Genomic DNA, 15,701 nt, shown 5'->3' on the forward strand with positions numbered 1-15,701 from the left:
GCTTAACTTAAGCTAAGTGGCATTACACAAACTTCAGTTTTAATTCTTTGCTGTAAGTACGGCTGACTTTCAAATTTTTACCATTTTGTAAAATCACTGAATACTCAGAATTACTCAGCGGCTGCAGCTGATTAATTTGGGTTAAATTGACTATAGTGGATTTATGAATGCGCATAAAATAATCCGGCAATTGGTCAGTTAAACTTTTTAATCTGGCGCGCATCACATACGTTTCTTTACTGGTGTGCACACACATATAATCGCCAGCAGCATCTATCCATTGAATATCAGGATAAGGCACGAGTTGAATTGTATTTCGTCCATCCTGCACCACCAACTTTTGTTTATCTGTATTGGCTGACAAGGTAGACGTGCGGGGTTCAGATTTTGCTTCAATCTCGTGGTATGCAGACAACAGTTGATTTTTATCACTTCCTTGTTGACTGCTCTCAACCCGGGCAATCGACTCCGCTAACCTTTGTTGGTTCACCGGTTTGAGCAAATAATCAACCGCTCTGACTTCAAATGCTTTAACCGCATGTTGATGATAAGCCGTGACAAAGACGATAGCCGGCATTTTATCGGCTTGCAATTCAGCGATTAAATCAAATCCACTTTGATTAGGCATTTCAATGTCCAGAAAAATCAAATCCGGATTTGTTTGTTTTATTTCAACCAGAGCCTGTTTGACACTGCCGGCAGTGGCCACCACTTCAATTTGTTCAAATGCACTAAGCCTAATTGCCAAACCTTCGATGGCACCCAGCTCGTCATCCACGATAAGCGTTTTGATTTTATTCATTTTATGCCTGCGAAAATGACTCTGTTTCAGTTTGCTTGGGAATAAGTATAGTAATCAAAGCACCACCTTGAGACGAATTATCCAATTTAAATTGATAATTTTGCGGGTAGATGAGCTTCAACCTGTTTTCACAGTTAGTTAACCCTATACCAAAGTCAGATTCAGTTAAGTTTTGTTCAAAACCAATACCACTGTCATAGACTTGGATAATCAATTTATCCGCAACTGATTTGAAATAAACTTCGATTTGATAACTTTCCTGTTCAAGTCCCATCCCATGTTTAATCGAATTTTCGACTAAGGGCTGCAAAATTAATGAAGGCACCAGACATTGTTCAAGTTCAGGTGCTGTCACTATGTTCACCGTGAGCTTTTCCTTAAAACGGCACTTTTCGATATCACAATACGTGGATAAAATTCTGATTTCTTCTTTAACTGTTACTTTCGCCAGAGGGTCCGTATATAAACTGTAGCGTAATAAATCACAGAGTTTTTCCAGCATAGATACAGCATGCAAATTATCTTTTTGCAATATCAGGGTACAAATGGCGTTGATACTGTTAAACATAAAATGCGGATTGAGCTGGTATCTGAGCATTTTTAGCTGAGATTCACTCGCCAGATTAATCGCTTCTGCTGCTTTGCGTTGTTCTTCAACCCCCTTTAAATAGGCTTTAGTCGCATAATAAAAGCCGGACCAGGTTGATAACATAGTTAAGGACGCCAGATTCCATGTCCCAAAGTCAAACCAGGTCATGCTCTGAGTCGGATTGTCATATAACCACAGCAAGGTAAACCATTTAAGTTTAGTCCAGACTAAACAGGCAATTATGATGCAGATAATGTGCGCAGTAATATTAATTCGAGTGGGGGTATTTTGTAAAAAATGAAATAGCTGCCTGAGTAATAGCGTTATCGTAAAGCCAAACAAAGTATCCATCAATAAATGGGGGAAATGAATTTGCCAGGGTTCATTACCTGGCAGTTTAATCATTAACTCAGTCAGAATGGCATAAACCAGCCAACCTGAATATTGGCATAACCAAAAAAGTTGAGTTCTGGAGTTAAATTTAAGCACTCAGTTGACCTTTTCGAAAAGCCGGGTGAATCCTATATTCACCCGGCTTACCATTGATTTATTGACAGCTGGTGACAATGGTCTGATTAGACGACTTTTTATCTAATTTAACGTTGGCAATTGCCAGCGCCATATTACCTTGTGTTTGCATCGTTAACACATGAGCCAAACGGTTTAATTGATTGGACTGATGTGCACAGGATATATCAAACTCAAGCCTTTGCCATTTACCTAACGCCTGCTGTTTTAAAATAGCCTGTATATCTTGCTCAACTAAACAGTAGTTGGCACGACACAAAAGCCCTAAATTGACCTCATTTTGCGGATACTCATCCATTCGCACATCAAAGCTCAATACTTCTGCAGCCTTAACCTGCTCAGTTAAATCACCTGTAGTTTGGTAACTTAATGCCATTTTGGCAAATTTTTCGCCTTGCCAAACAAAGCGGCGCGCATCTTCCTGATAAGCTAAGTTAACAGATTGCATACGAATACTGTGTTTATCTTCACTGGTACCTGACGGTGAATTAATTTTCAGCGTCTGCATTTTGCCAGCTTGAGTTTCATTCGCTAGTGACCAAACAAGCCCTTGTGTTAAGTTACGTTCGAATAAAGCAAAAGACTCATTTACATCCAGAGACTTAACCAGCCTATTTTGTTCCAGTAACTGAGGTAAATCTAGTTTGTCCTGATAAGTTAAACCAAATCCATATGCAAATAAAGGATCGTAATCGTCATCCTTAACATTCAATACAAACTGATCATCAAATTTAGGCCATGAAAAGCTGAGTTTACCGCTAAAATCATAATCAATACTGCCGTCTTTTTTACTCAAGATAACATCGGCAATGCCCTGACCTTCCGAACCCGGCAACCAGGCGGCAACAAATGCATCAGACTGATTTAATTCTTGATTCACCCAAAGTGGACGGCCACTCAAAAAGACAGTGACAACCGGAATATTTTGCTGTTTCAGCTGTTTGAGTAAATTTAAATCCTGCTTATTGCCGGCCTGATATTCAATTGACTGGATATCACCAAACCACTCTGCATATGGTTCTTCACCAATCACCATAATCGCGACATCCGGTTTGGTTTTGAATTGAGCATTTTCAGACAGTTCCACTTTGCCACCTGCTGCCATCACTTTTTGTTGAATGCCTGCATAAATAGAGGTCGCATTTGGAAAATCAGCATTGCTGTTGTCAGTGCCCTGCCATGAAACACTCCAGCCACCTGCTTGTTTCGCAATATTGTCTGCTCCACTACCCGTCACCAAAATGTTTTGGCTTGGATTTAAAGGCAAAATTTGCTGGTTATTTTTCAGCAGTACCAGAGATTTTCTGACCGCTTCACGTGCTAACGCTTTATGTGCTGGGGCATTAAAACTGTGTTTCAATTCATCATGCAAACGGGTAGAGGGTTTGCCTTTTTCAAGTAAGCCCCAGCGTACTTTCGCTCGTAAAAAACGGGTAACCGCATCATCGATTCGCGCCAGTGGGATAATGCCTTGTTTAACCTGTTTGATGGTATTGTGGTAAAACGCTTCAAAATGTTCTGGTACCATAATGACATCAACTCCGGCATTGATTGCACCAGCACATTGTTCTATGTCACAACCATCAACAAATTTATGCGCATTCCAGTCGCTGACAACAAAACCATCAAAACCCATCTGTCCTTTTAAGACATCGGTTAATAAATACTTGTCGCCATGCAATCTCTTGCCTTTCCAGCTATTAAAAGAAGCCATCACAGACTGAACACCAGCTTCAATTGCCGAAAAATAACCAGCTGCATGAATATCTCTTAACACAGCTTCGGATACCAGCGTATCGCCGCGGTCAATACCGTTTTCAGTGCCACCATCTCCAACAAAATGTTTGGCGGTTGCAATTCTGTGGTAACCAGTTAAAAAATCGGGGCCGATATCACCTTGTATCCCAGCAACCATTTCACCGGCATAGGCTTTCACTATGGCCGGATCTTCTGAGTAACTTTCATAGGTTCGACCCCATCTGTCATCTCTGACCACAGCGACCGTAGGCGCAAAACTCCATTCAATACCTGTGACAGCGACTTCTTTTGCGGTTGCCTGACCAATTTTTTTGATGAGCTTTGGATCGTTCGCCGCACCTAAACCGATATTGTGCGGGAATAAAGTCGCACCTGAGACATTGCTATGCCCATGCATCGCATCCGTACCCCAAATGGTTGGAATTGTGCTGCCATCAACACTAGCATCAATTGAGGCCTGATACATTTCGTCGGCAAATGCCAACCAGTTTTCAGGGGTTGCTAGCTTATTGCCATAAGGGGCGGTATTACCGCCATTGAGATAAGACCCAAAGCCATATTTTCGCATTTGTTCAACACTTAAATATCCAATTTCCGGTTGGATCATCTGCGCAACTTTTTGCTCAAGCGTCATATTTTCAAGTAGCTGCTGCACCTGTTGTTCAACGTTCAAGTCGCGCTTTAACTGTGTGTTTGCATTTTGCCAAACTAGCTTCTCTGTGGCAGAAACCTGTAATGAAGTCGCCAGCAAGGCCAGCATTGCGGCACTGTATTGATAAAATTTTTTCATGGTTACAACTTTATAAAATTGAAGAAAGGCCAGTATAAAAATAGACCGGCGATTCAGTTTAATGAGGAACGTATTCAATGTAATCGTAATAAGCCCATGCAGCTTGAGCTGCGTACTGTCCGGGGAAATAAAACGCATTTTGCGAATTATCACCATGCCAATGATTAATCATGATTTTAGTTGGGTCCACCGGCCAGGCATAAGCCGGAATTTCATCATTGGCGATATGACCGTCGCCATTATCCTTGTACACAGTTCGCAGAATCTGTTTGGCTCCGTTACTGTCCCAGACATACCATTGGATCTGATTCGAGCCCCAGTCAAATCCAATACTGACTAAATTTTGCTGTATATTTAATCCGTATTGGGCCAAATCGATATCCAGTTCCCAGCTTTCATAAGTCCCGTTTTGTGGCTGATAGATCACATTGGTGTGAACGACATTGCCAAGCGAAGGTAAAAACTCAATGTCGATTTCCTGCCAAGCTCTACCCGGCTCGTCGTACCATGAGGTGTAAGTGAAAATAGAAGAGACAGTACCCGGCGTATTGCCGGTTTTCAACGAGCCCTGAATTTGGCCATAACCATAATGATTTTTGCTTTGCAATTCACTGCATTGTCCGTTTGATAACGATAAGGTAATACCATGCGAACTTGGATTAATCATCTCTGGCTTAAAGGTACAACCGAAAGGCGAACCGTTATCGCCACTGCGCGCATTCCAAATAGCAGTGTCATGCCCCCAGCTAAAATCATCTTTAAAATAATTGGCATTCACTGTACTGCTGCAAGCCAGTGTTGCCAAAGGTAACGCTAGCACACATGCTTTAAATAACTGTTTCATAAACCACCTGTTTAAATATACTGAAGCGGATCCTGCTTTATGCATTCAATAGGTTTTAAATTACAACGGCTTATAAATAAGCCGTTGTCCATTTATGGTTAGAAATTAATACCGGCTCTCACGCCATAGTATCTGGGTAATCCATAGCTGCCTTTTGGATAACCTTTGCTGGTATTACTCCAGTACTGAATTTGTTCATCAGTTGCATTATTAACAAACACTTCAAGATACCATTGTTCGTTTTTAGGCATATATTTGACTGATGCATTAACCGTTGCAAAACCATCACGGCTGTCATCGACATAACGCACGGCTTCGTCCGGCACAGAAAATTCCATGTCATCTAAATGCTTATCAACATTCCAAAGCGTTAAATAAGAATCATCTTTCCAGTTCACATTGAACCAGGAGTGGATATAACCATACTCACTCAGATTAAAGCTGTGGGTGTAACTTAAATTGGCAGTAAACTCTGGCGTCATCGCCATTTCATTGCCTTTTAAGTTGGTTGTCAGCACTGTGTTTTGCGGGTCAACGGATTCTTCATAACTTAAGTTAAATAAATACTCAGCGTCATAATCCCATTTTGTAATCCAGTCATCGGTGATTTTTGCATCCGTCCAAGTCACATAACCGGTTAAACGACCGCTTGGGTAAGGTTTCCAGTCAAATTCAAGCTCGATACCTTTAATCGTTGCACCCGGTACGTTTTGCGTATAATAGGCAACAACTGATTGATTTTGAAAATCGAGTACCGGATTTCCATCTTCACCTATGATGACTTTACCATCTTCATCTTTGACTTCGCTTAAACGCTCAACATTACCAATGGCGCCAACTGAAGCGTATTGCATATCGGTATAATCTGTGTAGAAGAAGGTACTTTGAACATTTAAAGAATTATCAAAAAAGCTTGATTTGGCACCGATTTCCCAAGTGAGTACTTCTTCCGGGTCGAACTGGGTTTCATATCTTTGCGTTTCACCCGTTCTGTCGTTGACGACCTCAAATACATCCCCGATACCACCGGCTTTAAAACCCGATGCTAAATAGGTATATATCATGCTGTCGGCAGATAAATCATAATCCAGTCCTAATCTGAAATCGTGATGACTCCAGCTGCCTTTATTATCATTGGCAAAATAAGACTGATAGATACTCGGATCTTCAAAATAATCTGTGTCTAATTCAGATAAAATGGTGCGACCAAACCAACCCGGGGCACAGCCATCACCGTTTGAGCAACGATATGTTCTACCACCTTTATCCTGTTTAGTTTCATCGCTGAAACGATAACCAAATGTGGCATTTAATTTATCTGTCAGTTTATAGGTCGCTTGTCCAAACACTGCTAACGCATCGGTTGAACGGTTTGGCTGGTCCCAAAACGCTTTGTCATCCATTGGATTATCGTAATAACCAAACGTGCTTGTACGTTCATGGAACAAATTAACACCAGCAATCCAGACTAAATCACCAAATTCATCAGACTGAAGCTGCAGCTCGGTTGAGTATGAACGGGCGCCTGTGCCATCCATAAAATACATAGCACCGTCCCAAACATCTAAGCCGACTTCAGAATCTTGTGCGGATTCACGCTTCATATTTTCATAACCGAGCAACCAAACCAGACTGATGTCATCAGTTAACTCATAATTCAGCGTATTGCGTAAATAGGTAATATCGAGTTCTAATTTACCCGGCACATTCACTACGGCCTGATACGTATTGTCGCTCGGTAAAAAGTCACTACAGTCACCGCCAAATTCGTCCGGACGGCCACGTAACTTGTCACAGTTAACCATATCAACATTACCCGCACTGCTGTTTTTATATTTTTGGAAAACCGTATGATTAGAGATACCTAAATCAAGCGATTCCCATAACGTACTGACACGAAATGAATATTCGTTGGCATTACCATAAAAGTCTTCTTTACCGGCTTTTGTCAGGGCACGAACTTTCTGAGCTTCTGGGTCTGTGCCTGCTGCATCTATCCACCAATTTTCTTTTTGAGTTTTGGTAACACCAATGCCTTGATATGAATCTTCAGAAATAACAGGTGCCGATAACACATCATCCGACAACCAACGCGTATCGTATTGATTTGGATCCCAGTAACCTTCAACATGCGAATCACGTTTTAAATATTTACCGGATACACGGATTGCAAATTCATCGTTGACCGGAATATTAATGTAACCGCCTGTACTTTTAGCATTAAACCGACCCAGTTCCAGATCTAAACTGCCTGAGGTGGCATCAAACTTAGGTTTAGCAGAAATCACATTAATGCTGCCAACCGTTGAGTTACGGCCAAACAGAGTGCCCTGTGGTCCACGTAAGGCCTCTACTCGCTCCACATCATACATAAGTGCAAGTGCACCTTGCATTCTAGGTGAATAAATTCCGTCTAAATGTACACCAACCGCCGGATCGCCTAACTCGGTTACATTGGTTGAGCGCACACCGCGCATAGAAATGACCGGCGCAGCTTGCTCGGATGAAACCGAAATATCCAAGCCCGGTACTAAATTCGCGATATCTTTAACGTTCTTGATACCATTTTGATCTAACTTTTCCTGACTAAAAGCGGAAATAGCAACCGGCGTTTCCATTAATTTTGTTTTTCGCTTGGTTGCGGTGACCGAAATCACTTCCAATGAACTCTCATTGGTCACTTGTTGTTCAGACGTTTCATCTTGTTCAGCAGCGATCGCTGGTAAACTTAATGCCATTGAAACAGCCAGTGGAATTAATTTTAATTTATGCATCTTGTATCACACCTCTTATGGTTAACAAAATGATAATGAATTACCATTTTTTAACATGTTAAGAAGCTTACCCAGCGCCAGCAAGCTTGATGCGATAAACTGAGCAGGCGACAAGGTGAAACGAATCTGCAATCAAATAATCAGGTTTTTGAATTCAAGATAAACACCAACCTCCATTCTTGTATCAAGGGATAAAAATCGCTCATTTTTTATCCCTTAAGCAAACCGCAATGCCAGATTGTTCATTGTTAAAATGGTTTATTTGCCCAGCTTTTACCCTCTTCCGTGCGCCGCCATTTAAAATATTCATCCATCACAGTCAGCGCTTTGCGATCCGGTACAGGTGCAACTTTGGTGGTTTGTTGAAATAACATGACTTGCTGAGTTTGATGATTAAATGCGGGCCAGAGGGTTAAATTGTCGCCATTTGGATTGCCGGTTTTAGCGAAATTAGTCCAGTAACTTGCCATCGCCTCTGAAATCTGCAAATCCGATTTTGATGTACCGGCATGGTTAGGGTCAAGCTGCTGAAAAACATAGCCTATGTCTTGTGCATGAGGCGAACCATAGCCATATTGAGGTGAATCTTTGGCATGTACAGGATGCTGATCAAAAAAGTACAAATAAAAAGGTGCTTGACCGTGTTGTGTTTGCAACCTTGCCCAACTCCACGAATGCCAGCCAAACGCAACATCCCGAATCAGGTTTCTAGCCGAGCGGGTAATCAGGTCTTCAGAGACTGAATAAGCTTCAATTAGCTGCGGCGCAAACGGACCAAAACGGGTTTGAATACCTTGAATGAATTTTTGTGGATTTTTATCCCAGACAAAACTTGCCCCTTCATCAGAGTTATAACCCGCCATGACTTTCACATCATTAAATTTGCCTTGCTGATACAACATAAACTGATCATCTGGGATGACATAACCATCCACAATCGGCCAGCCGCCGGGCATAGACCATTGTTTGGGAATAAACGTCTGAGCATCCATTTTTCTCAGTTCTGCAATTGATTTAACCCCGAAACTTTTAACATACTCAAGACCTTGAGCTTGAGCTTGCTCGATGCTTGACATATTTTCACCCGGATAATTAATGGTTCGGGTTGGGCCAAATGAGCCACCGCTTTGCGAAATCGCTTTGTCAAATAAGCCTTTAGTCAGAGGGGAAGCGGCCAGCATACTGACAGAAATGGCGCCAGCAGATTCACCAAAAATGGTAATGTTGTCAGGGTTACCACCAAATTGTGCAATATTTTGTTTAATCCATTTAAGTGCAGCTATTTGATCTAACAAACCATAGTTGCCCGAAACATGATGTTCGCTTTCTGCTGATAACTCAGGGTGCGCTAAAAATCCGAGTTGCCCTACCCGATAAGCGATACTGACAAATATCACGCCCTTTTCGGTCAACTTGACCCCGTTAAACATAGGTTCAGAGGTTGCGCCAAAGCTAAAGCCGCCACCGTATATCCATACCATAACGGGTAGTTTTTCGGTCGCAGACTGAGCAGGCGTCCACACATTAAGATATAAACAATCTTCACTTTTACCCGATGGCGGATTCCCCCCCTGCATGCACCCGGCTGCAAATTCTGTTACTTTTTTAATACCTTGCCATTTGTCAGCAGGTTTTGGCGCTTGCCAGCGCAGCTCGCCAACGGGCGGTTTTGCAAACGGAATGCCTTTAAAAACAGCCAGCTTATTTTGCGTACTGCCCCGTAATATGCCTTGCTCTACTGTGACAACTTCCATAGGATCTAGCTGATTAGCATACAAGTTAAACATCAAAAAAAGCAATGAAAGCTAGACTTTTATAAATATATTTTTTCATTTATATTCCTTTGTATTTTAAATTTTATTTAGCTGGGCAATACGCTTGAATAAATTGTTGGTGTGAAGGCCAGCGTGCAACTCTTTGTTTAACCTGATGTTTAACAGATTCAACAAAATCTTGAAGATCAGTTTGAGTGAGTCTGTCTACTACAGGGTGATAATGCATAGGTTCAATGCCCATACCTAACATCACCTGAACCCATGAGCGCTCGTCAAATAACTCATTGGCTTGTTTGCCAATTCTGCCCGAGTGGCGGAACATCTCAATTCTGTGTTTTAAAGACTCGGGAATCTCCATATTCTGACAGTGTTGCCAAAACGGGCTATCCGTTCGTTTAGTTGTGCAATAATGTAAAACAATAAAATCTCGAATTTGCTTCATTTCATTTTGCATAGATAAATTAAATTCATCCCGCTCGGTTGAATGAATATCAGCTACCGGAAAGTTTTGTAACAGTTTGATAATCGCCGCTTGGAATAAATGAATACCAGTTGATTCTAATGGCTCAATAAATCCGGCGGATAAACCGATCGCAACACAGTTTTTATGCCAATGTTTTCTGCGGGTTCCAGTTTGATAAGTGATTAGTCGCGGTGAATTAATGGTTTGTCCCTGACAATTACCCAGCAAAGTTTGTACAGCTTCGTCGTCAGATAAGTAATGGCTAGAATACACTAAACCATTACCACAACGATTTTGGAGCGGAATTTGCCAACGCCAGCCAGCTTGGTGTGCAATGGCTCTGGTGTAAGGGCGAAGCTCGGCTAAACTTTCGGTTTGCACCGCAACCGCTTTATCACAAGGCAGGTAATGCGCCCAGTTATCAAACCCTGTATGTAGTTGTTTTTCAATTAATAATCCGGAAAACCCTGAACAATCAATGAATAAATCGCCGCTAATTTGTTCGCCGTTATCGAGTGTAAGGGTTTCAATATCTCCGGTTTGAGGATTTAAAGTAGCTTGAGTAACTAAACCCTCAACTCTTTTAACCTGATGTTTTTCAGCAATATTTCTTAAATATTGGGCAAATAATCCAGCATCTAAATGAAACGCATACCCTTTATTTTGCTTAGAATCTATCGCAAATTTATTTTGTCTGGCAGCTAAGTGCTCTGCGGTATAATCACCAATATCAATGGCGAATCCTTGCTGCTTTGCTTTTAGCCAAAAGTGATGAAAACCACAAGCCCAAGTATCTGTACCAATTTCACCAAATGAGTGAATATAACTGTCATTTAGCGTTTTCCAATGCTCAAATTGAATACCAAGCTTAAATGTAGCATTGGTTTTGGCCATTAAATCTTGTTCATTAATATCTAATAGTCGATTAAAAATATGCAAAGTCGGAATGGTAGCTTCACCTACTCCAACAGTACCAATTTGCTCAGATTCAATTAATACAATTTCAAATTGATTACCTAATAATTTGCCTAATGCGGCAGCGCTCATCCACCCAGCACTGCCACCGCCAACAATAACCACTTTTTTAATTTGTTTCATTTATCTGTTTTCCCGAGCAAATAAAAAAGGCTGTCGTTGCTGACAGCCCCTTTATAACTTAATCAATTGAATGTGATTAAGTTGATATAGTTATTTGAGTGTAGATGAGTCTTTAAAAAGATCCTCTAACACCTACAGCAAAACGAGCACTGCCATCTGCTGCAAACACCATTTGGTTTTCATAACGGTTATACTTTCTAATGTCTTCACCTGTAACATTAATGCCTTCAAAGAAAACACTGACTTCGTCGTTAATGTCATAACTGGCCGATAAATCAATTTGGCTATATTCATCAACTGTAGTTGGTTCACCAGTTGTGGTTTCATAGAAGTGACCAAATTGCTCAATAAAGCTATCACGCCAGTTATAAGCTACTCGGAACTGAATGCCGTTTTTCTCATAAAAACCAACTAAGTTTGCTGAATCACTTAACCCAACAATAGCTGAAGCATCGGTTTGATCAATGGTGAATTCAGAATCTGTTGATACAAATGTGGCGTTGGCAATTACCCCAAAGCCTGAGTCACCAAAGGCATGCTGACCAGCTAGCTCCCAACCGCTGATTTGTTTTGTTTGTAAATTGCGTGGACGCGCAATATCAAATAAAACATTCTCGCCAGTTGTTGGATCAATTACGCCTTCAATTGCTTCTGTTGACGCATCTGTCACAATAAAGTTATCAACGATTTTTCTGAAATAACCGGCAGATACATAACTATATTGATCAATATACCATTCGGCTGAAAAATCTAAGTTATCAGACATATAAGGTTTTAAATCTGGGTTACCTGATACTGCCTGACCTACGTCACCTGCACGAATTGAGCTAAATGAACGAGCTGAACGCATGTTACCCAATTCTGGGCGAGTAATTGTACGTGAAGCTGCGAAACGTAAGACTAAATCATCTGTCGCTTCCAGTTTTACTGACATATTTGGTAAAAACAAATCATAACTATCGCCGTCTGTGTAAGGCACACTGTCAGAGTAGTTAAGTGTCATATCTTCACCAGCTTCAACAAAAGTTAATGAATCCAGTGTTTTTTCCAGCGAGGTTGAGTCAATTGAAGTATTTTCAATTCGAGAACCTGCTACCACAGTTAATGGACGACCTTCAATTTCTAACTCAGCGGTAAACTCTAAATAAGCAGATAAAGTTTTTTCCTGAACTTCGTACCAATCTGTCTGACGGACTAAATCTAAACTCAGTGAATCATCGCCAGCCACTTCTCTAATTGTATCAATCCAGCTATAAGCCGCTTCTGGATCAAATGATAAAAACGCAGTTTCACCAATTAATGCGTGGTCAATTGTCGTTACACCATAACCTGCAGCCTGAGCTTCTTCTAATGAGCTAAATAACCCATTTTCGCCAATAACATCAACTAACCCGCGGAACGCGTATGCATCAGCGCCTTCACCCACATTGTTATTGAAAGACTCAACGACTTTAGTTTGGTCTGTATACATTAAGCCAGATTTCATTGTAAAACTGTCACCTTCATAGGTGTAATCTAGGCTTAATTGTGAAATTTCATCTTTGTAATGGTTTGAGAAAACATCCTGCTGATGCAGTTTTGCGTTTTGGTAACCAATATCATCATTATCATAAAAATGGGTAGCAATATCGCCATCAACAATAAATTGATAATCCATAGTTGCAATTTGAATATCAGAACGATTTACATTGGTTTCTTGGTCAGGGTTGCTTTCAGATGTTGCATGACTAGCATCAAATTTTAAAATTGAATTATCAGTCACAAACCACTCAAGATTTAAACCGGTTTGTAAACCGACTTCTCTTGATTCTGGTGCACCTAAGAAAAAGTCCATACCGCGATCTTTAAATTGATGAAAGATAGCTGTGTTATTTTCATCAACATCCCAAACTTCACCTTCGTTTGTACCATAAGTTCGCCATGATGCACTCTCAAGATCACGGCCTTTTACTTTAAGATCAGAATAATTTGCATCAAACGTTGCGGTTAAATCTTCATTAAGCGCATATTGCAATACTAAATTAGCGTTTAAACGCTTACGGTTTGACTCCGAGCGAGTCACCGCAGTTTGAGTTGGCATATAATCGACTAAAGCTTCACCCCCAGCAGAATTAGACGGATAACCACCGCTTAGCTGCATATAGTCGCCACTACCAGAAAGATATGAACGCCATCTACGTACTTCAACAGAGTCAGTTTGAGTATCTCTTTCTTGATAACTCACAGCAGCTAACACACCAAAATTTTCAGTTGGGTTTGTGCTGTATAGAGCAGAAATTTGTGGTGTAGTTGAGCTGGCATTTTCATCATAAATACCTTTAGCAGAAACTAAAATTCTTTCACCTACATCTAAAGGTTTAGTCGTTGTTACATTAATAGTTGCACCAATACCACCTGATTGAATGGCAGCAGATGAAGACTTATAAACCTCAACTCCACTGACCATTTCAGCAGCGACTGTGTCAAAATTAAAACCACGGCCAGAGGTCGCATTTGGCATTTGGCGGCCGTTAAATAATACAGTGTTAAACTGCGGACCAAGGCCACGAACCGTTACCTGACGGCCTTCACCACTTGAACGGTTAATTGAAACACCAGTAATACGTTGCAAAGATTCAGCTAAGTTAGTATCTGGGAACTTACCAATATCTTCAGATGAAATCGCGTCAACAACCCCACTGGATTGACGCTTTAACGCTGTCGATTTCTGAATACTCGACAACATACCTTTAATTTGAATTACTTCAACATCATTGTCTGTTTGATCTATTTCCTGAGCCTGAGCATTGGCGGTTAACGCTAAAGCAATACTAGACATTAAAACGCTTTTTTTACCTAGTGAAAACATCTTCATTTTTTTCATAATTACAAACCTTAACATTAGTGTCATTTTTACTATAACATGCAAAAAACAAGAAATCACCACTATTAACACTTAAATTTCGTAATTTACAAAGGCTTTCAACTAAAATATAACAAAAAAACACTAATATAATCATAAAAACTATAAGCAGTTCATAATGTTAAGTTTTAGCCTAAAAAAATATTAAGCAGAAAAAAATTGTTAATTTTTTCAGAATAATTGACTGAAATGAGTGATTTTTGAATGATATGAACTTGCGGAAAGATAAAAGTGAATAAACGATTCATTCACTTTTATTACAAATTTCTAAAAAGACATTTTATTTAAGAGTTAAAACCCCTAATTTATAAGGTTCTCCCCCATAAGTACCATCCAATGATTCACCTGTATCACCCTGAAAAACAAATTGCAGATTACAGGGGTCAATTGTCAGATATTCATCATATCCGGAGCGGATCATTTCACCATGGCTAATACCATCAGCCCATTTGTTGCTGCCCCAATCAACATTAGCATTGCCAGCAAACGGATTAGCTTCGGTATCAGCAAGCGGCTCCCACGGACCATCTAAACTGGTTGATGTCCACGAACGGAAATATCTTGGACCATAACCCGGTGTGCGATACGCTTCCACTAGTAATAAATACTTGTCTGTACCATCTACCTTGTAAACGTTGGCGGCTTCAAATAAAAAGCTATTGCCGTTACCTCGGTGATCTTCCATTACAATTTCGTAGCCATCAAAATATGGGAAGTTTTCGCGTGACGTTTTTGATTTATATAAAACACCATCATCTCGTGAGAAAAATAAATGACAATCTGTGTCATCACAAATCACCCAATAATCCAATTCCGGCTTGCCTTGCTCAATTGGCGGACCGTTGCGTAAAAAGTCCTCTCGTCTGATCCAGCTATTGACATCAGTAATGTCTGTCGTTGTTGAGAAGCCGCGCCCCCACTGAGTAAAGTTGTACCACTTGTTATGCGGTTTATAATAAAAAATCTGCGGTGCGACTGTATTACCGACTGTTGTGCCATGCATCGGATATTGGGCACTTGAGTCAGCTTCAGCCCAGTCTGAAAAGTTTAAATAAACGGATTTCCAGCTACCATCATTAATGGTCGCCCACACATGGAATTTGTTATCATAATGAACAACAGATGGATCTTTAATACCATAGGCTCCATTATTTGGCGAAATCAGTGGTGCCGAAGCTTGCCATGAAAATTGAGTTGGCAAATCACAGCTCTGTTGCTGGTTATTGGTATTATCCTGCTGGTTTTGGCTGTTATCTTGCTCATTAACCAATACCGCTTCCTGCTTCTTATTACCGCTTGATATACATGCGGACAGGGCGACTACACTGCAGATCGCCGCGAGCGACATAACCAGCTTATTGAGTTTCCTGTTTTCCAT

The 15,701-nt window shown here is 40.7% G+C and carries 9 protein-coding genes; all 9 read right to left on the minus strand.

Features of this window, described 5'->3' with window-relative positions:
- Positions 1-22: 22 nt before the first annotated feature.
- Positions 23-802: a LytR/AlgR family response regulator transcription factor gene (locus N7931_RS00250; RefSeq protein WP_262791234.1), complete on the minus strand. Its 780-nt coding sequence runs from the start codon at positions 800-802 to the stop codon at positions 23-25.
- A 1-nt stretch (position 803) separates the two neighbouring features.
- The gene (locus tag N7931_RS00255) at positions 804-1,880 is read right to left on the minus strand and encodes a sensor histidine kinase (RefSeq protein WP_262791235.1); all 1,077 of its coding nucleotides are present in this window, start codon (positions 1,878-1,880) and stop codon (positions 804-806) included.
- A 58-nt stretch (positions 1,881-1,938) separates the two neighbouring features.
- Positions 1,939-4,467, minus strand: a complete 2,529-nt coding sequence (locus N7931_RS00260) for a glycoside hydrolase family 3 protein (RefSeq protein WP_262791236.1) — start codon at positions 4,465-4,467, stop codon at positions 1,939-1,941.
- Positions 4,468-4,525: 58 nt separating this feature from the next.
- The gene (locus tag N7931_RS00265; protein WP_262791237.1) at positions 4,526-5,311 is read right to left on the minus strand and encodes a family 16 glycosylhydrolase; all 786 of its coding nucleotides are present in this window, start codon (positions 5,309-5,311) and stop codon (positions 4,526-4,528) included.
- Positions 5,312-5,409: 98 nt separating this feature from the next.
- On the minus strand, positions 5,410-8,085 hold the full coding sequence (locus N7931_RS00270; RefSeq protein ID WP_262791238.1) for a TonB-dependent receptor: 2,676 nt from the start codon (positions 8,083-8,085) through the stop codon (positions 5,410-5,412).
- A 248-nt stretch (positions 8,086-8,333) separates the two neighbouring features.
- The gene (locus tag N7931_RS00275; protein WP_262791239.1) at positions 8,334-9,872 is read right to left on the minus strand and encodes a carboxylesterase/lipase family protein; all 1,539 of its coding nucleotides are present in this window, start codon (positions 9,870-9,872) and stop codon (positions 8,334-8,336) included.
- 70 nt (positions 9,873-9,942) lie between these two features.
- The gene (locus tag N7931_RS00280) at positions 9,943-11,421 is read right to left on the minus strand and encodes a tryptophan halogenase family protein (RefSeq protein WP_262791240.1); all 1,479 of its coding nucleotides are present in this window, start codon (positions 11,419-11,421) and stop codon (positions 9,943-9,945) included.
- Positions 11,422-11,533: 112 nt separating this feature from the next.
- Positions 11,534-14,284, minus strand: coding sequence for a TonB-dependent receptor (locus tag N7931_RS00285; RefSeq protein ID WP_262791241.1), 2,751 nt, complete (start codon positions 14,282-14,284; stop codon positions 11,534-11,536).
- 319 nt (positions 14,285-14,603) lie between these two features.
- Entirely contained in the window at positions 14,604-15,701 is a 1,098-nt protein-coding gene (locus tag N7931_RS00290; protein WP_262791242.1) for a non-reducing end alpha-L-arabinofuranosidase family hydrolase, read from the minus strand.

Origin of the sequence: Catenovulum sp. 2E275 (genome assembly GCF_025515275.1) — a bacterium.
GTDB lineage: Bacteria > Pseudomonadota > Gammaproteobacteria > Enterobacterales > Alteromonadaceae > Catenovulum.